Here is a 19,443-nt window from a genome sequence, read left to right as displayed (position 1 = left end):
TCGCAGCCCAGCGGGAGCAAGCGCCCTCGCCACATGTGTTGCGCTCGTCAGTTCCCAATCCCCGCACCATCTTGTTACCGAACGCCCCAACGTGGCGCAAAACCCTATCTAAGCTACGACCCAACACCCGCGCAAATTCCCCCGCGAAAAATTTTGTCTTCAGCAGTAACCCTTGATCCAGGCGCTCTCCAGTCGTGTCTGCATTTTTTATCGAATGCTCATCCAGCAAGTTGGCCGCTTGATTGCATATGCTTGTATGTACAAGTAAAGACGTATGCGTATGAGTCCATGGCGATTCCCGCAGCGTCCACTGATTCGCTGGCAGCGCGTCGACGCGTGTCGGCTTGCTCGCCCACCGCCAGGGTTGGTTTGAATTGATTCGCTGAGGAGTTTTTTTCGTGACTGACAACAAACAGACCAAATACCGTAACGTCGAAATCCGCGCTGCCCGCGGCAACACGCTGACCGCCAAAAGCTGGCTGACTGAAGCGCCGTTGCGCATGCTGATGAACAACCTCGACCCGGAAGTCGCCGAAAACCCGAAAGAACTGGTGGTGTACGGCGGCATCGGCCGTGCCGCGCGTAACTGGGAGTGCTACGACAAAATCGTCGAAAGCCTTACCAATCTCAACGACGACGAAACCCTGCTGGTGCAATCCGGCAAACCGGTCGGCGTGTTCAAGACCCACAGCAATGCGCCGCGCGTACTGATCGCCAACTCCAACCTGGTGCCGCACTGGGCGAGTTGGGAGCACTTCAACGAACTCGACGCCAAAGGCCTGGCGATGTACGGCCAAATGACCGCCGGCAGCTGGATCTACATCGGCAGCCAGGGCATCGTCCAGGGCACTTACGAAACCTTCGTCGAAGCCGGGCGCCAACACTACAACAGTGACCTCAAAGGCCGTTGGGTCCTGACCGCCGGCCTCGGCGGCATGGGCGGCGCGCAGCCACTGGCCGCGACCCTGGCCGGCGCCTGCTCGCTGAACATCGAATGCCAGCAGGTCAGCATCGATTTCCGCCTTAACAGCCGCTACGTCGACGAGCAAGCCACCGACCTCGACGACGCCCTGGCGCGTATCGACAAATACACCAAGGAAGGTAAAGCGATCTCTATCGCACTGCTGGGTAATGCCGCGGAAATTCTCCCAGAGCTGGTCAAGCGTGGCGTGCGCCCGGACATGGTCACCGACCAGACCAGCGCCCACGACCCGCTTAACGGTTACCTGCCGGCCGGTTGGACCTGGGACGAGTACCGCGCCCGCGCCAAGACCGAACCTGCCGCCGTGGTCAAAGCCGCCAAGCAATCGATGGCAGTGCACGTCAGGGCGATGCTCGACTTCCAGAAAATGGGCGTGCCGACCTTCGACTACGGCAACAACATCCGCCAGATGGCCCAGGAAGAAGGCGTCGAAAACGCGTTCGACTTCCCCGGTTTCGTCCCGGCCTATATCCGTCCGCTGTTCTGCCGTGGCATCGGCCCGTTCCGTTGGGCGGCGCTGTCGGGTGATCCGCAAGACATCTACAAAACCGACGCCAAGGTTAAAGAGCTGATCCCGGACGACGCGCACCTGCACAACTGGCTGGACATGGCCCGTGAACGCATCAGCTTCCAAGGCCTGCCGGCGCGTATTTGCTGGGTCGGCCTGGGCCAGCGCGCCAAGCTTGGTTTGGCGTTCAACGAAATGGTACGCAGCGGCGAGTTGTCGGCGCCGGTCGTGATCGGTCGCGACCACCTCGACTCCGGTTCGGTGGCCAGCCCCAACCGCGAAACCGAATCGATGCAGGACGGTTCCGACGCCGTGTCCGACTGGCCGCTGCTCAACGCCTTGCTCAACACCGCCAGCGGCGCAACCTGGGTTTCGCTGCACCACGGCGGCGGCGTCGGCATGGGCTTTTCGCAGCACTCGGGCATGGTGATTGTCTGCGACGGCACCGACGAAGCGGCCGCGCGCATCGCTCGCGTACTGCACAACGACCCGGCCACCGGTGTCATGCGTCACGCCGATGCCGGTTACCCGATCGCCATCGATTGCGCCAAGGAACAAGGGCTGAACTTGCCGATGATTACCGGCAGCAAGTAACACAGATTCCTGTGGGAGCTGGCTTGCCAGCGAAAGCGGTGGCGCTGCTGGAAATGATGTAGCAGGTGCCGACGTCATCGCTGGCAAGCCAGCTCCCACAGGGGGCGAGTCGCCCGAACAGAACAATCAAACAATCCACAGAGGTTGAACCATGGCTGTCAACGATCGTGCAAGCAGTAAACCGTTGATCGAGCGACGCTCGATCGACTACATCCCGGAAGCGGAAAGACACGGTCGTCTGTTCAGTCAGTTCACCCTGTGGATGGGCGCCAACCTGCAAATCACTGCGATTGTCACCGGGGCGTTGGCCGTGGTGCTGGGCGGTGATGTGTTTTGGTCATTGATCGGTTTGTTGATCGGTCAGTTGCTCGGCGGCGGCGTCATGGCGCTGCATGCTGCGCAAGGGCCGAAGCTGGGCTTGCCGCAGATGATCTCCAGTCGCGTGCAGTTCGGCGTGTATGGCGCGGCGATTCCGATCGTGCTGGTGTGCCTGATGTACCTGGGCTTCACCGCGACGGGTACGGTTCTGTCCGGCCAGGCGCTGGGTCAGTTGTTTGGGGTCAGCGATAGCACCGGCATCCTGATTTTCGCCAGTGTCATCGTGTTGGTGACAGTGCTCGGTTACCGGGTGATCCACTTTATTGGGCGGGTCGCCAGCGTCATTGGCGTGATTGCCTTTGTGTACCTGTTCAGCCGACTGATCAGCCAGGTTGATGTGGGCGCGCTGCTGGAGATTCGTCACTTCAGCTGGAGCAGCTTCCTGCTGGCGGTCTCGCTTGCGGCGTCCTGGCAGATCGCGTTCGGCCCTTACGTGGCCGACTATTCTCGCTACCTGCCGAGCACGACGTCTTCGGTGAAAACCTTTTTTGCCGCCGGCGCCGGTTCGGTGATTGGCGCGCAAGTGGCGATGATCCTCGGGGTGTTCGCTGCGGCCTCGGCCAACGGCCAGTTCGCCGGCCACGAAGTCGCGTACATCGTCGGCCTCGGTGGCACCGGTGCCACGGCGGCGCTGCTGTACTTCAGCATCGCCTTCGGCAAGGTGACCATCTCGACGCTCAACTCCTATGGCAGCTTCATGTGCATCGCCACCATCATCAGCGGCTTCCGTGGCCACTTGCAGGTCTCGCGCTTGCAGCGCCTGGTGTTCGTGCTGGTGATCGTCGGTGCGGCGACCCTGATTGCCCTGCTCGGCCAGCATTCGTTCCTCGGTGCGTTCAAGTCTTTCATCCTGTTCCTGCTGGCGTTTTTCACGCCCTGGAGCGCGATCAACCTGGTGGACTACTACTGCATCACCCGCGAGCGTTATGACGTGCCGGCCCTGGCCGATCCCAACGGTCGTTATGGCCGCTGGAACCTGCTCGGGATCAGCGTTTACGTGTTTGGCGTGCTGGTGCAGTTGCCGTTCATCTCCACCAAGTTCTACACCGGTCCGCTGGTGGCGGCGCTGGGTGATGTGGATATTTCCTGGATCATCGGCCTGGTATTGCCCGCCGCCCTGTATTACCTGTGCGCAAAAAAATGGCACAGCGCGGTGCCCGATCGTCTGATCCTGCCGGTCGAGCAGGACAGCGTTGTACAACCTAAAGCAAGCGGGGCAGGTCGCGCTGCTGCGATCTAGACCTTGATTGGACGTGGACAGGGCTGGATGCCTCTTGACTGCCGTAAGCCAATTTCATGATTAGGAGCGTCACACAATGAAATCGAACAAGACCCTGCTGACCACATTGCTGTCCATGGGCCTGCTCGCCAGCGCCGGTGCTACCCAGGCGGCCGGTTGGTGCGAGTCGGGCAAACCGGTGAAATTCGCCGGCCTGAACTGGGAAAGCGGCATGCTGCTGACCGACGTGCTGCAAGTGGTGCTCGAGAAAGGTTACGACTGCAAGACCGACAGCCTGCCGGGCAACTCCATCACCATGGAAAACGCCCTGAGCAGCAACGACATCCAAGTGTTTGCCGAAGAATGGGTCGGCCGCAGCGAAGTCTGGAACAAAGCCGAGAAGGCCGGCAAAGTCATTGGCGTCGGCGCCCCGGTGGTGGGTGCGATTGAAGGCTGGTACGTGCCGCGTTATGTGATCGAAGGCGACGCCAAGCGCAAGCTGGAAGCCAAAGCCCCTGACCTGAAAAACATCGCTGACCTGGGTAAATACGCCGCCGTGTTCAAGGACGCCGAAGAGCCGTCCAAGGGCCGGTTCTACAACTGCCCGGCCGGCTGGACCTGCGAGCTGGACAACAGCGAAATGCTCAAAAGCTACGGCCTGGAAAGCAGCTACACCAACTTCCGCCCAGGCACCGGCCCGGCGCTGGATGCGGCCGTGCTGTCGAGCTACAAGCGTGGCGAGCCGATCCTGTTCTACTACTGGTCGCCTACTCCGCTGATGGGCCAGGTCGACCTGGTGAAACTCGAAGAAAAACCCGGCGTCGATAAAAGCGTGAGCATCAAGGTCGGCCTGTCCAAGACCTTCCACGACGAAGCGCCGGAGCTGGTCGCCGTGCTGGAAAAGGTCAACCTGCCGATCGACATCCTCAACCAGAACCTCGGGCGCATGGCCAAGGAGCGGATCGAGTCGCCAAAACTGGCGAAGATCTTCCTGAAGGAACATCCTGAGGTCTGGCACGCGTGGGTCAGTGCCGATGCAGCGAAGAAAATCGACGCGGCGCTGTAGGTTGAATCCTCCCGGCTAACCGAGAGGCTGGCCGGGATGTTCGCCGCAATCGCTTGATTGAGTTTCCTGATTGAGAGCCGCTTATGTTTCCCGAACGCTTTACTTTTTCCATCGCTGACTGGGTCAACGGTTGGGTCGATTCGCTGGTGACCAACTACGGTGATGTGTTCCGGCACATCTCCGACACGCTGCTCTGGGCCATCGTCAATCTCGAAGGCCTGCTGCGGGCGGCGCCTTGGTGGCTGATGCTGGCGATCGTCGCGGCCGTGGCCTGGCATGCGACGCGCAAGGTTGTGACCACGCTGGTGATTGTCGGCCTGTTGTTCCTGGTGGGCGCGGTCGGGCTGTGGGACAAGCTGATGCAGACCCTGGCGCTGATGATGGTGGCCACGGTAATTTCGGTGCTGATCGGCATACCCTTGGGGATTCTCTCGGCGCGCAGCAATCGCCTGCGGTCGGTGCTGATGCCGCTGCTCGACATCATGCAAACCATGCCGAGCTTCGTGTACCTGATTCCGGTGCTGATGCTGTTCGGCCTGGGCAAGGTCCCGGCAATTTTCGCCACGGTGATCTACGCCGCGCCGCCGCTGATTCGCCTGACTGACCTGGGCATTCGCCAGGTCGACGGCGAAGTGATGGAAGCGATCAACGCCTTCGGCGCCAACCGTTGGCAGCAACTGTTTGGCGTGCAACTGCCGCTGGCGCTGCCGAGCATCATGGCCGGAATCAACCAGACCACCATGATGGCCCTGTCGATGGTGGTGATCGCCTCGATGATCGGCGCCCGTGGCCTGGGTGAAGATGTGTTGGTGGGCATCCAGACCCTCAACGTCGGGCGTGGCCTGGAGGCCGGCCTGGCGATCGTGATTCTCGCAGTGGTCATCGACCGCATCACGCAGGCGTATGGTCGGCCACGGCATGAGGTGAGCAAATGAGCGAAGCATCCATCAGCAAGATCGAAGTGAAGAACGTCTTCAAGATTTTCGGTAACCGCTCCAAAGACGCATTGGCCATGGTCGGCCAGGGCAAGACCAAGGATCAGGTACTGGCCGAAACCGGTTGCGTGGTCGGGGTCAACGACTTGTCGCTGAGCATCAGCACCGGCGAGATCTTCGTGATCATGGGCCTGTCGGGTTCGGGTAAATCGACGCTGGTGCGCCACTTCAATCGCCTGATCGACCCCACCAGCGGCGCGATCCTGGTGGACGGCGTGGACATCCTGCAATACGACATGGACGCCCTGCGTGAATTTCGTCGGCACCGGATCAGCATGGTGTTCCAGAGCTTCGGCCTGCTGCCGCACAAGACCGTGCTGGACAACGTTGCCTATGGCCTCAAGGTGCGTGGCGAGACCAAGCAACTGTGCACCGAGCGCGCGCTGCACTGGATCAACACCGTGGGCCTCAAAGGCTACGAAAACAAATACCCGCATCAGCTGTCCGGCGGCATGCGCCAGCGAGTTGGCCTGGCCCGCGCACTGGCGGCGGACACCGACATCATCCTGATGGACGAAGCCTTCAGTGCTCTCGATCCGCTGATCCGCGCAGAAATGCAGGACCAGTTGCTGGAGCTGCAAAAGACCCTGCACAAGACCATCGTCTTTATCACCCACGACCTCGACGAAGCCGTGCGCATCGGCAACCGCATCGCGATCCTCAAGGACGGCCGGCTGATCCAGGTCGGTACGCCGCGGGAGATCCTGCACTCGCCAGCGGATGAGTACGTCGACCGGTTCGTGCAGCGGCGGGCGGCGGTGGTTTAAGGATTTGCAGTGACTGGCCAGGTCTGATCGCAGGCCAGCTCCACAGGTTTGTTGTGTTGCGAAGATTACATTCACTCAGCAGAACACTGTGGGAGCTGGCTTGCCAGCGATAGGGGCGGTGAAGCTGCATCAATAGTCAGGTTGAGGTTAAAGATGTCCCAGGCTGAAAAAATCGTTATCGCCGACGCCAAGTCGCGTTGGCAGGATGTGGTCGCGGTGGCGCGTCATGGTGCGGTGCTTGAGTTGTCGGCCAGTGCCTGGGCGCGGATCGACAATGCCCAGGCGATCGTCCAGCGCATTGTGGTCAGTGGCGAACGGGCGTACGGCGTGAACACCGGCCTCGGTGCGCTGTGCAACGTCTCGCTAAAGGACGAACAACTCAGCCAACTGTCGCGCAATACCCTGCTCAGCCACGCCTGTGGCGTTGGCGCGCCGCTGGCCGATGAGCAAACCCGGGCGATTCTTTGCGCGGCGATCCTCAATTACAGCCAGGGCAAATCCGGCATTCATCGGCAAGTGGTCGAAGCCCTGCTGGCGCTGCTCAACCGTGGCATCACCCCACAAGTGCCGGCGCAAGGTTCGGTGGGTTACCTGACGCACATGGCGCACATCAGCATCGCGCTGCTGGGCGTCGGCAACGTCAGCTACGCCGGGCGCATCGTCAGCGCGCAAGAAGCGTTGGCCGCAGAAGGCCTGCAACCGGTGAAGCTCGGCGCCAAGGACGGCTTGTGCCTGGTCAACGGCACGCCGTGCATGACCGGCCTCAGCTGTCTGGCGATTGCCGATGCGACGCGGCTGGCGCAATGGGCCGATGTGATCGGTGCCATGAGCTTCGAGGCGCAGCGCGGGCAAATCGCTGCGTTCGATGGCGAGATCCTCGCGCTCAAGCCGCACCCCGGCATGCAGCAGGTCGGCATCAACCTGCGCGCGTTGCTCGACGGCAGCGAAGTGATCGCCGCAAGCAAAGGTATTCGCACTCAGGACGCGTTGAGCATCCGCTCGATTCCACAAGTGCACGGCGCCGCGCGAGATCAACTGAACCATGCGATCCAGCAGGTGGAAACAGAACTCAACTCGGTCACCGACAACCCGATGCTGCTCGGCACGCCGGACGATTACCGGGTGATGTCCCAGGCCAATCCGCACGGCCAGTCGGTGGCGCTGGCCGCTGACCTGCTGGCGATCGCCATGGCGGAAATCGGCTCGATTGCCGAGCGTCGCCTCGACCGCTTGATCAACCCGCACGTCAGCGGTTTGCCGGCGTTTCTGGTGGCCAATCCCGGGGTCAACTCGGGGATGATGATCGTGCAGTACGTCGCAGCATCGCTGTGTGCGGAAAACCGCCAACTGGCGCAACCGGCGGTGCTCGACAACTTCGTGACCTCCGGCCTGCAAGAAGACCACCTGAGCCTGGGCACCAACGCCGCGCTGAAACTGCACCGCGCCCTGGAAAACTGCACGCAGATCCTCGCCATCGAATACCTGCTGGCGGGCCAGGCCTTTGAGTTTCTCAAAGAACAGCGATTTGGCGCGGGCACCGACACCGCGTGGCGCTTGCTGCGTGAACTGGTCCCGGCCTACGACCAGGACCGCTGGCTGGCGCCGGACATAGCCGCCGCCGCGAGCCTGCTCAAGGAGCCAAACCTGCTGCACAGCGCGCTACCGAATTTGCACTGACCCTTACCACGCCAGCGTGCCAAGGCGCGTCTCCCCACAAGGGCTGACGCGACGGACAACGGATCGCTCCGGAGCGTCTGGCGAGTTAATAAGAACCTCTCAAAAGGAGCACGAAATGACTGCGCTTAACCTGATTCCCGGCCAACTGACCCTGGCCCAGTTGCGTGATATCTACCTGCACCCGGTGACCCTGAGCCTGGACAACAGCGCGGCGGCGCAGATTGAAGCCAGTGTCGCCTGCGTCGAGCAGATCCTCGCCGAGAACCGCACCGCGTACGGCATCAACACCGGTTTCGGCCTGCTGGCCTCGACCCGCATCGCCAGCGAAGACCTGGAAAACCTCCAGCGCTCGCTGGTGCTGTCCCACGCCGCCGGCGTCGGCCAGCCGATCAGCGACGCCTTGGTGCGACTGATCATGGTGCTCAAGGTCAACAGCCTCAGCCGCGGTTTCTCCGGGATTCGCCGGCAGGTGATCGATGCGCTGATTGCGCTGATCAATGCCGAGGTCTACCCGCACATTCCGCTGAAAGGCTCGGTCGGCGCGTCCGGCGACCTGGCACCGCTGGCGCACATGTCGCTGGTGCTGCTGGGCGAGGGCAAGGCGCGCTACAAAGGCGAGTGGCTGCCGGCTACCGACGCGTTGAAAGTCGCCGGCCTGATGCCGTTGACCCTGGCGGCAAAAGAAGGCCTGGCGCTGCTTAACGGCACTCAAGTGTCCACCGCTTACGCCTTGCGCGGTTTGTTTGAAGGCGAAGACCTGTTTGCCGGCGCCGTGACCCTTGGTGCGTTGACGGTGGAAGCAGTGCTCGGCTCGCGCTCGCCGTTCGACGCGCGCATCCACGCCGCGCGCGGACAAAAAGGGCAGATCGATGCCGCCGCCGCTTACCGCGAGTTGCTCGGCGAGCGCAGCGAAGTGTCGGCGTCCCACGAGAATTGCGAGAAGGTCCAGGACCCGTATTCCCTACGCTGTCAGCCGCAAGTCATGGGCGCCTGCCTGACCCAGTTCCGCCAGGCTGCCGATGTGCTGGTGGTCGAAGCCAACGCCGTGTCCGACAACCCGTTGGTGTTCGCCGCCGAAGGCGACGTGATTTCCGGCGGCAATTTCCACGCCGAACCGGTGGCCATGGCCGCTGACAACATGGCCCTGGCCATCGCTGAAATCGGTTCGCTGAGTGAGCGCCGCATCTCGCTGATGATGGACAAACACATGTCGCAATTGCCGCCGTTCCTGGTGGCCAACGGTGGGGTCAACTCCGGCTTCATGATTGCCCAGGTCACCGCTGCCGCATTGGCCAGCGAGAACAAAGCGTTGGCCCATCCGCATTCGGTGGACAGCCTGCCGACTTCCGCCAACCAGGAAGACCATGTGTCCATGGCACCCGCCGCCGGCAAGCGCCTGTGGGAAATGGCCGAAAACACCCGTGGCGTGCTCGCTGTGGAATGGCTGGCGGCGGTGCAGGGACTGGACCTGCGCAACGGCCTGAAGACCTCGCCGAAACTGGAAAAAGCGCGGGCGATTTTGCGCAACCAAGTGCCGTTCTATGAGAAGGACCGCTTCTTCGCGCCGGACATCAACGCCGCCAGCGAGCTGCTGGCGACCCGCTGCCTGAATGAACTGATGCCGGCGAAGCTGTTGCCGAGCCTGTGAAGGCCCTTTCGCGAGCAGGCTCGCTCCCACTCTGGAATACGCCCCCTGCTCGCGAACAGATTTTGAACATTGTGGAGATTACGGGATGAAAACCCTCTGGCAACACTGCCACGTCGCAACCATGGCGCAGGGCGTTTACTCGATCATCGAGGATGCGGCCATCGTGACGTCAGGGTCGCTCATCGAGTGGATCGGCCCGCGCCACGCGTTGCCGTCCGGCGACTACCCAGCGGTCAACGACCTCAACGGCGCGTGGGTCACCCCGGGCCTGATCGACTGCCACACCCACACCGTGTTCGGCGGCAACCGCAGCGGCGAGTTCGAGCAGCGCCTGCAAGGGGTCAGCTACGCCGAGATCGCTGCGGCCGGTGGCGGCATCGCCAGCACGGTGCGCGCTACTCGCGCGGCCAGCGAAGACGAATTGTTCGCCAGCGCTGCCAAGCGTCTGCACAGCTTGCTGCGCGACGGCGTGACCACAGTCGAAATGAAATCCGGCTACGGCCTCGACCTGGCCAATGAGCGGAAAATCCTGCGAGTCATTCGTCGTCTTGGCGAAGCCTTCCCGGTCAGCGTGCGCGCCACTTGTCTGGCGGCTCATGCCTTGCCGCCGGAATACGCCGATCGCCCCGACGCTTACATCGACCTGATCTGCAACGAGATGCTCCCGGCCCTGGCCGCCGAAGGCCTGGTCGATGCGGTGGATGCCTTCTGCGAATACCTGGCGTTCTCGCCGCAGCAGGTCGAGCGAGTCTTCATCGCCGCACAGAAACTGGGCTTGCCGGTGAAACTGCATGCCGAGCAACTGTCGTCGCTGCACGGCTCCAGCCTGGCGGCGCGTTATCAGGCATTGTCGGCAGATCACCTGGAGTTCATGACCGAGGACGACGCCATCGCCATGGCGGAATCCGGCACGGTCGCGGTGCTGCTGCCTGGGGCCTTTTACTGCCTGCGCGAAACCCAGTTGCCGCCGATGGAGGCCCTGCGCAAGCACGGCGTAAAAATCGCCATTGCCAGCGACCTTAACCCCGGCACCTCGCCGGCGCTGTCGGTGCGCCTGATGCTGAACATGGCTTGCACCTGTTTCCGCCTGACCCCTGAGGAAGCCCTGGCCGGCGCGACCATTCACGCGGCCAAAGCCCTGGGCATGGAGCACACCCACGGTTCGCTGGAAGTCGGCAAGGTCGCGGATTTTGTCGCTTGGCAGATTGATCGTCCGGCCGACCTGGCGTACTGGTTGGGCGGCGAACTGGACAAACGCGTCGTGCGTCACGGCGTCGACGTTGAATAAGAGGAGAGCGGTTGTGGATAAGGTTCTGAATTTCCAACAAGGACGCGTGCCGCTGCTGATCAGCATGCCCCACGCCGGCCTGCGTCTGACGCCTGCGGTCGAGGCCGGGCTGATCCCCGATGCCGGCAGCCTGCCGGACACGGACTGGCATATCCCGACGCTGTACGCGTTCGCCGCTGAACTGGGCGCCAGCACCCTGGCGGCGGAGTATTCGCGGTTTGTCATCGACCTCAATCGGCCGTCCGACGACAAACCGCTGTACGCCGGCGCCACCACCGGGCTGTTCCCAGCCACGCTGTTCGATGGCATCCCGCTGTTCCGCGAAGGCCTGGAGCCGACGGCGGCGGAGCGGGCGACGTATCTGGAGCAGATCTGGACGCCCTACCACCGCACCCTGCAAGAGGAGTTGGCGCGCCTCAAGGATGAATTCGGTTACGCGCTGCTGTTCGATGCGCATTCGATTCGCTCGGTGATCCCGCACCTGTTCGACGGCAAACTGCCAGACTTCAACCTCGGTACCTTCAACGGCGCCAGTTGCGATCCTGAGCTGGCGCGGCAACTGGAAGCCATCTGCGCGCAGCACAGCGATTACAGCCACGTGCTCAACGGCCGTTTCAAGGGCGGCCATATCACCCGCCATTACGGCGACCCGGCGCAGAACATCCACGCGGTGCAACTGGAACTGGGCCAGTGCACTTACATGGAAGAGTTCGAACCGTTCCGCTATCGCCCGGACCTGGCCGCGCCCACGCAGGTGGTGTTACGGCAATTGCTTGAAGGTTTACTGACGTGGGGCAACCACCACTACCGCAAGTAACCTACTCCCTTGTGGCGGTGGGGCTTGCTTGTGGCTGAAGAGCTTGCTTGTGGCGAGGGAGCTTGCTCCCGCTAAACTCCAGCAGCCCCGATGTTCCCAGAGGACAATCACCCATGGCTGACTATCGCCTCTCTCCCGAGATGGCCGTTTTCATCGAGAAAACCCAGCGCTTCAGCAGCGTCGACAGCAGCCTCGCGGCCTCACGCCAGACTTACAACGCCATGTGCCGCGCGTTCACCCCACCGCGCCCGCCTGGCCTGAGCGTCGCCGATTTCACCATGGACGGCGTGCCTGTGCGCCGTTATCAACCGCCGGTGCCGCCACCGGCCAAGGGTTGGCCGGCCCTCCTTTATATGCATGGTGGCGGCTGGGTGGTGGGCGGGCTCGATTCCCACGACTTCATCTGCGCCGAACTGGCGATGGCGCTGGGCGTGCTGGTGATCGCCATCGACTACCGACTGGCGCCTGAGCATCCGTTCCCTGCGGCGTTCGACGACTGCCTGGCGGTGTGGCGCGCGCTGTGGTCAGGCGAGGGTACCTTCAACCTGGATCGCGAGCGCCTGTTGGTGATCGGCGACAGCGCCGGCGGCAATCTGGCCGCCGCGTTGTGCCTCGCGCTACGCGACGCAGGCGAGCGTCTGCCCTTGGCGCAGGTGTTGATCTACCCCGGACTGGGCGGCAGTGCCGAGTTGTCCTCGCGTCGCCAATGCGCCAACGCGCCGTTGCTCAGCAGTAGCGAGGTGGATGACTATCTCGGGCTCTACCTGAGCGGCCCGGTCGGTCCGTCGCCGTATGCCATGCCGTTATTGGCCGGTGATTTCGATCATCTGCCGCCGGCATTGATCGCGGTGGCCGAGCATGATCCCTTGCGCGACGACGGCGTCGAGTACGCCCGGGCCTTGCAGCAGGCCGGTAGCCACGCCGAGCTCTATTATGGTACCGGCCTGGTGCACGGCTGTTTGCGCGGCCATGGCCAGGTGCCAGAGGTGGATCGCTTGTACGAAAAGTTGCTCGCCTGGCTACAGCCTTTTCTGACGGCGGGTCGCTAACGCAGCAAGGGCATGCTCATTGACGTAAATCGGGTTTATGATGCCCCACGGCAGAATAATAGAAGTCCCCCCAGGGATGACCTCGACCCCTTACGGAGCGCGCAATGCAGACTTTGTACCCGCAGATCAAACCCTACGCCCGGCACGATCTGGCCGTCGATGAAACCCACACCCTGTATGTCGACGAAAGCGGTTCACCGGAAGGTTTGCCGGTGGTGTTCATCCACGGCGGCCCCGGCGCCGGGTGTGATGCACAGAGTCGTTGCTTCTTCGATCCCAATCTCTATCGCATCGTCACCTTCGACCAGCGTGGCTGCGGCCGCTCAACACCGCATGCAAGTCTGGAAAACAACACGACCTGGGATCTGGTCGCCGACCTCGAGCGGATTCGCCAGCACCTGGGTATCGACAAGTGGGTGTTGTTCGGCGGTTCCTGGGGTTCGACCCTGGCGCTGGCCTACGCGCAAACCCATCCGGAACGCGTGCACGGCCTGATCGTGCGTGGGATCTTTCTCGCCCGCCCGCAGGACATCGAGTGGTTCTACCAGGCCGGCGCCAGTCGTCTGTTCCCGGACTACTGGCAGGACTACGTCGCGCCGATCCCGTTGGATGAGCGCGGTGACTTGCTCAATGCCTTCCACAAACGCCTGACCGGTAACGATCAGATCGCCCAGATGCACGCGGCCAAAGCCTGGTCGACCTGGGAGGGCCGCACCGCAACTCTGCGCCCGAACCCGCTGGTGGTCGACCGCTTCTCCGAGCCGCAGCGCGCCTTGTCGATCGCCCGCATCGAATGCCACTACTTCACCAACAATGCCTTTCTTGAGCCGAACCAGTTGATCCGCGACATGGGCAAGATCGCCCACCTGCCCGGTGTGATCGTGCATGGCCGCTATGACGTGATCTGTCCGCTGGATAACGCCTGGGAACTGCACCAGAACTGGCCCAACAGCGAATTGCAGGTGATCCGCGATGCCGGGCACTCGGCGTCCGAGCCGGGCATCACCGATGCCCTGGTGCGTGCCGCCAGTCAGATGGCCAGCCGTTTGCTCGACCTGCCGCCCGAAGAAGCATGAAGGGGCTGTTGCAGCGCGTGCGCGGCGCGCGGGTTGAGGTAGACGGGCAAGTGGTCGGCGCCATCGATCAAGGCTTGCTGGTGCTGGTGGCGGTCGAGCCACACGACACGCGGGCCAGCGCCGACAAACTTCTGCATAAGCTGCTTAACTATCGAGTGTTCAGTGATGCCGAGGGCAAGATGAATTTGTCCCTGGCGGACGTTGGCGCAGGATTGCTGCTGGTTTCGCAATTCACCCTGGCGGCCGACACCAAGAGCGGCTTGCGGCCGAGCTTTTCGACAGCGGCGCCACCGGACTTGGGCGAAGCGCTTTTCGACTATCTATTAGGCAAAGCGAAACAGGTGCATGGCACTGTGGCATCAGGTAGATTCGGCGCCGATATGCAAGTGCATCTGGTCAATGACGGCCCGGTGACCTTCCTGTTACAGACCTGAAAGCGCTTGAAACACCTTTTTAGGCCCATTTCGACTGAAAACGGGGTTTTTCCGCGATAAATACTTTGTTACCCCTGATGCGTTGTAACGCGGCCTACTAGATAATCGCGCGCTACGGGGATCAGCGTTCGTTGGTCCATTTTGACTTAGGTAGAGACATGCCCGGAACCGTTTGGGGAATCATTTTGCCCCATCGGAGTCCGAACATTGCTCGCCAACTTGGCAAGAGTGGTTTGTGAGGGTGGTTTTTACGAACCGCGCACCGCACAGGCCCTTCAACTGGCCGTTGGTTTTTTGATCTGTTTTCGGCGAGGGTTGCTCGTGATTGTTAGTCCCTGTAATGCTCCAAAATTGTCTGCCAAACGGTTTCGAAACGCTCTGGTAGCGGGCTCTGCCTTGCTCTGCCTGCTCAGCGCCGGCCAGCTTTTCGCATTCAGTCTGGATGATGTTTCGGTCAAGGCAAAAGAGCTGGCCGCGCAGAAGTACCAAGCGCCGCGCAGTAACCTGCCGAACGAATTCCGCGAAATGAAATTCGCGGATTATCAAAAAATTCGTTTCCGCACCGAAAAAGCCGAATGGGCCGATCAGAAAACCCCGTTCAAGCTGTCCTTTTATCACCAGGGCATGCACTTCGACACACCGGTCAAAATCAACGAAATCACGGCCAACACCGTCGAAGAGATCAAATACGACGCCAGTCGCTTCGATTTCGGCGACCTGCAGTTCGATCCTAAAGCCACCGAGCAACTGGGTTATGCCGGTTTCCGTGTGCTGTACCCGATCAACAAGGCCGACAAGCAAGACGAAATCATGACCATGCTCGGCGCGAGTTACTTCCGCGTGGTTGGTAAAGGTCACACCTATGGCTTGTCCGCTCGCGGCATGGCCATCGACACCGCATTGCCGTCCGGCGAAGAATTTCCGCGCTTCACCGAGTTCTGGGTTCAACAGCCGAAGCCGGGTGACAAGCACCTGGTGATCTTCGCCCTGCTGGACTCCCCGCGCGCCACCGGTGCCTACCGCCTGACCCTGCGCCCAGGTAGCGATACCATTGTCGACGTGAAAGCGCAGATGTTCCTGCGGGAAAATGTCAGCAAGCTCGGCATTGCGCCGTTGACCAGCATGTTCCTGTTCGGCGCCAACCAGCCGTCGAAAGTGCTGAACTACCGTCGCGAGCTGCACGACTCCAGCGGTCTGTCGATCCATGCCGGCAACGGAGAGTGGATCTGGCGCCCACTGAACAACCCGAAACACCTGGCCGTGAGCAACTTCTCCGTCGAGAACCCGCGTGGCTTCGGCTTGCTGCAACGTGGCCGCGACTTCAGCCACTATGAAGACCTCGACGACCGCTACGACAAGCGCCCAAGCGCCTGGATCGAACCGAAAGGCGATTGGGGCAAAGGCTCGGTCGACCTGGTGGAAATTCCGACCGCCGATGAAACCAACGACAACATCGTGGCTTTCTGGAGCCCGGAAAAACTGCCGGAGCCTGGCCAGCCGCTGGACTTCGCCTACCGCATGCACTGGACCATCGACGAAGCAGCGCTGCACGCGCCGGACAGCGCCTGGGTGCAACAGACCCTGCGTTCTACCGGTGACGTCAAGCAGTCGAACCTGATCCGTCAGCCGGATGGCAGTGTGGCCTACCTGGTCGATTTCGAAGGCCCATCGTTGCAAGCCCTGCAACCGGATGCCGAAGTGCGTAGCCAGGTCAGTGTCGGCGACAACGCCGAACTGGTGGAAAACAGCGTGCGCTACAACCCTGAAACCAAGGGCTGGCGCCTGACCCTGCGGATGAAGATCAAGGATGCAGGCAAGCCAACTGAAATGCGCGCGGCGCTGGTGCAGAACATTGCTCCGGTCGACCTGACCAAGGCCTCGGCCGCGCCGGCCAATTCTTCGATCGCCAAGGCCGAGAAAGTGGCGGCCCGCCAGCAAGAGAAGAAAGACAAGGAAGCCGCCGCCAAGCAAGCCGACGGCAAGGCCGCAGACGCCAAACCGGCCGACGCCGCTGCGCAACCGGTCAGCGACACCAAGGATCAGGCCAATAAAGACGCCAAGCAGCCAGTCGCTGCGGACGCGGCCCCAGCCACACCGGAATCGGCGCCGACTGAAGAAGTCCTGACCGAGACCTGGAGCTATCAGTTGCCTGCCGATGAGTAACTCTTCTGTACAGCCAGAGACTCTGCACGAGTACTTGGCCCACTTACCGATGACCGATCAGCAGCGCGCGGAACTCGCGGGCTGCCAGTCCTTCAGCGAACTGCACCAGCGTCTGTCGTCCTCGACGTTCGACGCGCCCACCGAGGCTGCGCAAGCCTCGGTCGGCACGCGTTTGACGTTGAGCACGGCTGAAGAACTGCAGGACGCCGAGATGCTGGCGCTGGATGCCAGCGGCCGGGTGTGCCTGAAGGCCACCCCGCCGATCCGTCGGACCAAGGTCGTTCCGGAGCCGTGGCGCACCAATATCCTGGTGCGCGGCTGGCGACGGTTGACCGGGCGCACCAATCCACCGGCGCCGCCGAAGGATGAGCGCGTGCTTCCAGCGGCGCGCTGGCGCACGGTCGGTTCGATCCGTCGTTATATTCTGCTGATCCTGATGCTCGGCCAGACCATCGTTGCCGGCTGGTACATGAAAGGCATCATGCCGTATCAGGGTTGGTCGTTCGTCGACATGGACGAGATCATCAATCAGTCTCTGCTGCAGACAGCGACCCAAGTGCTGCCGTATGCCCTGCAAACCAGCATCCTGATTTTGTTCGGGATCCTGTTCTGCTGGGTTTCGGCCGGTTTCTGGACCGCGCTGATGGGCTTCCTCGAGTTGCTCACCGGTCACGATAAATACCGTATCTCCGGCAAAAGCGCCGGCAACGAGCCGATTGCCAAGGACGCACGCACCGCATTGGTGATGCCGATCTGCAACGAAGACGTGCCGCGAGTGTTTGCCGGTTTGCGCGCGACGTTCGAATCGGTGGCCGCTACCGGCGACCTCGACCGGTTCGACTTTTTCGTGCTCAGCGACAGTAACGAAACCGACATCTGCGTGGCCGAGCAACAGGCCTGGCTGGACGTCTGCCGGGAAGCCAAAGGCTTCGGCAAGATCTTCTACCGCCGTCGCCGTCGTCGCGTTAAACGCAAAAGCGGCAACCTCGACGACTTCTGCCGTCGCTGGGGCGGCGACTACAAGTACATGGTGGTGCTCGACGCGGACTCGGTGATGAGCGGCGAATGCCTGACCAGCCTGGTGCGCCTGATGGAAGCCACGCCGGACGCCGGGATTATCCAGACCGCGCCGCGAGCTTCGGGGATGGACACTCTGTATGCGCGCATGCAGCAGTTCGCGACCCGGGTTTACGGTCCGCTGTTCACCGCCGGCCTGCACTTCTGGCAGTTGGGCGAATCCCACTACTGGGGTCACAACGCGATCATCCGCATGAAGCCGTTTATCGAGCACTGCGCCCTGGCGCCGTTGCCCGGTAAAGGCGCGTTCGCCGGTGCAATCCTTTCCCACGACTTCGTTGAAGCGGCGTTGATGCGCCGTGCCGGCTGGGGTGTGTGGATTGCCTACGACTTGCCCGGCAGCTACGAAGAATTGCCGCCGAACCTGCTCGACGAACTCAAGCGTGACCGTCGCTGGTGTCACGGCAACCTGATGAACTTCCGTCTTTTCCTGGTCAAGGGCATGCACCCGGTGCACCGCGCGGTGTTCCTGACGGGGGTGATGTCTTACCTGTCGGCGCCGTTGTGGTTCTTCTTCCTGGTACTGTCGACTGCGCTGCTGGCGGTCAACACCCTGATGGAGCCGCAGTACTTCATGGCGCCGCGACAGCTCTATCCGTTGTGGCCGCAATGGCATCCGGACAAGGCCGTCGCGTTGTTCTCGACGACCATCGTGCTGCTGTTCCTGCCGAAGTTGCTGAGCATCATCCTGATCTGGGCCAAGGGCGCGAAAGAGTTCGGCGGCAAGTTCAAGGTCACCCTGTCGATGCTGCTGGAGATGTTGTTCTCCATGCTGCTGGCGCCGGTGCGGATGATTTTCCACACCCGTTTCGTCCTCGCCGCGTTCCTCGGCTGGGCCGCGACCTGGAACTCGCCACAGCGGGACGATGACTCCACGCCGTGGAGCGAAGCGGTCAAGCGCCACGGTCCACAGACCTTGCTCGGTTTCTTATGGGCGCTGCTGGTGATCTGGCTGAACCCGAGCTTCCTGTGGTGGCTGGTGCCGATCGTCGGTTCGCTGATGCTGTCGATCCCGGTGTCGGTGATCTCCAGTCGCGTGGGCCTGGGCCTGAAGTCCCGTGACGAGAGCCTGTTCCTGATCCCTGAGGAATACAATCCGCCACAGGCTTTGATTGCGACGGATCAGTACACCCACGAAAACCGTTGGCATGCACTGAACGACGGCTTTATCCGCGCGGTGGTCGATCCGCAGCAGAACGCCCTGGCATGCTCGCTGGCGACCTCTCGCCACGGTCAGGCTGAGCCGATCGAGTGGTTGCGGATCGAGCGCGTGCGTCACGCGTTGAAGGCCGGCCCGGCCGGTCTCAATAATCATGAACGGCTGCAACTGCTCAGCGACCCGGTCGCCTTGGCGCGGTTGCACGAGCAGGTGTGGAACGAGAACCACGCTGAGTGGCTCGACGCCTGGCGGGCTTCGGTGAAGGCTGATCCGCATGCGCCGCTGTTGCCGCTGCAGCCGTTGCTGGTGCAGCCGCAGTCTCAGTTGGCTTAGTTCGGGTGATGTGATGAAAGGCCCCGCTTCTGCAAAGAGGCGGGGTTTTTTTTGGGTTGGATTGGGTTGGTGGGCGAGTGCATATCCGTTGCTGCGGTAACGGCTGCTTATGGTTTCGCTCTTACAGCGAGTCACCTTTTACAAACGCCTAAAAGGTAACCCAAAACGCTCGCCCCTGACGTTCGGCCCCTCGCCTAGGCTCGGCGTACCTTC

At 61.9% G+C, this 19,443-nt stretch carries 14 protein-coding genes; all 14 read left to right on the top strand.

Features of this window, described 5'->3' with window-relative positions; all coding sequences use genetic code 11:
* Window positions 1–398 precede the first annotated feature (398 nt).
* The 14 genes from hutU (at window position 399) to mdoH (ending at window position 19,230) form a co-directional block, all read left to right on the top strand.
* Window positions 399–2,084, top strand: coding sequence for a urocanate hydratase (hutU, locus tag RG836_RS17210; protein WP_310847795.1), 1,686 nt, complete (start codon window positions 399–401; stop codon window positions 2,082–2,084).
* Between the two features lie 151 nt (window positions 2,085–2,235).
* The gene (locus RG836_RS17205; protein WP_310847794.1) at window positions 2,236–3,702 is read left to right on the top strand and encodes a purine-cytosine permease family protein; all 1,467 of its coding nucleotides are present in this window, start codon (window positions 2,236–2,238) and stop codon (window positions 3,700–3,702) included.
* 76 nt (window positions 3,703–3,778) lie between these two features.
* Window positions 3,779–4,747, top strand: coding sequence for an ABC transporter substrate-binding protein (locus tag RG836_RS17200; protein WP_310847793.1), 969 nt, complete (start codon window positions 3,779–3,781; stop codon window positions 4,745–4,747).
* Between the two features lie 83 nt (window positions 4,748–4,830).
* Window positions 4,831–5,682: an ABC transporter permease gene (locus tag RG836_RS17195; protein ID WP_310847791.1), complete on the top strand. Its 852-nt coding sequence runs from the start codon at window positions 4,831–4,833 to the stop codon at window positions 5,680–5,682.
* Complete coding sequence (locus RG836_RS17190; RefSeq protein WP_310847789.1) at window positions 5,679–6,509, top strand: quaternary amine ABC transporter ATP-binding protein; 831 nt, start codon at window positions 5,679–5,681, stop codon at window positions 6,507–6,509. Before RG836_RS17195 ends, RG836_RS17190 begins: the two co-directional genes overlap by 4 nt.
* A 153-nt stretch (window positions 6,510–6,662) precedes the next feature.
* Window positions 6,663–8,186 carry an HAL/PAL/TAL family ammonia-lyase gene (locus RG836_RS17185; RefSeq protein WP_310847787.1) on the top strand — a complete coding sequence of 508 codons (1,524 nt, stop codon included), beginning with the start codon at window positions 6,663–6,665 and terminating at the stop codon, window positions 8,184–8,186.
* A 115-nt stretch (window positions 8,187–8,301) separates the two neighbouring features.
* Window positions 8,302–9,834 (top strand): histidine ammonia-lyase, encoded by a 1,533-nt coding sequence (gene hutH / locus RG836_RS17180; RefSeq protein ID WP_310847786.1) that lies wholly within the window; start codon window positions 8,302–8,304, stop codon window positions 9,832–9,834.
* An 85-nt stretch (window positions 9,835–9,919) separates the two neighbouring features.
* Window positions 9,920–11,122, top strand: a complete 1,203-nt coding sequence (hutI, locus tag RG836_RS17175; RefSeq protein WP_310847785.1) for an imidazolonepropionase — start codon at window positions 9,920–9,922, stop codon at window positions 11,120–11,122.
* 13 nt (window positions 11,123–11,135) lie between these two features.
* Complete coding sequence (hutG, locus tag RG836_RS17170) at window positions 11,136–11,939, top strand: N-formylglutamate deformylase (RefSeq protein ID WP_310847784.1); 804 nt, start codon at window positions 11,136–11,138, stop codon at window positions 11,937–11,939.
* A gap of 113 nt (window positions 11,940–12,052) precedes the next feature.
* Complete coding sequence (locus RG836_RS17165) at window positions 12,053–12,988, top strand: alpha/beta hydrolase (protein WP_310847783.1); 936 nt, start codon at window positions 12,053–12,055, stop codon at window positions 12,986–12,988.
* 104 nt (window positions 12,989–13,092) lie between these two features.
* Entirely contained in the window at window positions 13,093–14,064 is a 972-nt protein-coding gene (gene pip / locus RG836_RS17160) for a prolyl aminopeptidase (protein WP_310847782.1), read from the top strand.
* Window positions 14,061–14,498 (top strand): D-aminoacyl-tRNA deacylase, encoded by a 438-nt coding sequence (dtd, locus tag RG836_RS17155; RefSeq protein ID WP_310847780.1) that lies wholly within the window; start codon window positions 14,061–14,063, stop codon window positions 14,496–14,498. The genes pip and dtd overlap by 4 nt, the downstream gene beginning before the upstream one ends.
* 321 nt (window positions 14,499–14,819) lie before the next feature.
* Entirely contained in the window at window positions 14,820–16,661 is a 1,842-nt protein-coding gene (locus RG836_RS17150) for a glucan biosynthesis protein G (protein ID WP_310847778.1), read from the top strand.
* Window positions 16,654–19,230, top strand: a complete 2,577-nt coding sequence (gene mdoH, locus RG836_RS17145) for a glucans biosynthesis glucosyltransferase MdoH (RefSeq protein WP_310847777.1) — start codon at window positions 16,654–16,656, stop codon at window positions 19,228–19,230. The genes RG836_RS17150 and mdoH overlap by 8 nt, the downstream gene beginning before the upstream one ends.
* The last annotated feature ends 213 nt before the right edge of the window (window positions 19,231–19,443 follow it).

The sequence above is a fragment of the Pseudomonas rhizozeae genome, from assembly GCF_031583775.1.
GTDB lineage: Bacteria > Pseudomonadota > Gammaproteobacteria > Pseudomonadales > Pseudomonadaceae > Aquipseudomonas.
Note: the sequence above shows the minus strand (reverse complement) of the source record. Positions and strands in the feature narration are given on the sequence as shown.

Bases quoted from the DNA above. Each gene is read 5' to 3' on its own strand.
- RG836_RS17205 (WP_310847794.1), top strand. From the start codon at position 2,236: ATGGCTGTCAACGATCGTGCAAGCAGTAAACCGTTGATCGAGCGACGC.
- RG836_RS17200 (WP_310847793.1), top strand. From the start codon at position 3,779: ATGAAATCGAACAAGACCCTGCTGACCACATTGCTGTCCATGGGCCTG.
- RG836_RS17195 (WP_310847791.1), top strand. From the start codon at position 4,831: ATGTTTCCCGAACGCTTTACTTTTTCCATCGCTGACTGGGTCAACGGT.
- RG836_RS17190 (WP_310847789.1), top strand. From the start codon at position 5,679: ATGAGCGAAGCATCCATCAGCAAGATCGAAGTGAAGAACGTCTTCAAG.
- RG836_RS17185 (WP_310847787.1), top strand. From the start codon at position 6,663: ATGTCCCAGGCTGAAAAAATCGTTATCGCCGACGCCAAGTCGCGTTGG.
- hutH (WP_310847786.1), top strand. From the start codon at position 8,302: ATGACTGCGCTTAACCTGATTCCCGGCCAACTGACCCTGGCCCAGTTG.
- hutI (WP_310847785.1), top strand. From the start codon at position 9,920: ATGAAAACCCTCTGGCAACACTGCCACGTCGCAACCATGGCGCAGGGC.
- RG836_RS17165 (WP_310847783.1), top strand. From the start codon at position 12,053: ATGGCTGACTATCGCCTCTCTCCCGAGATGGCCGTTTTCATCGAGAAA.
- pip (WP_310847782.1), top strand. From the start codon at position 13,093: ATGCAGACTTTGTACCCGCAGATCAAACCCTACGCCCGGCACGATCTG.
- dtd (WP_310847780.1), top strand. From the start codon at position 14,061: ATGAAGGGGCTGTTGCAGCGCGTGCGCGGCGCGCGGGTTGAGGTAGAC.
- mdoH (WP_310847777.1), top strand. From the start codon at position 16,654: ATGAGTAACTCTTCTGTACAGCCAGAGACTCTGCACGAGTACTTGGCC.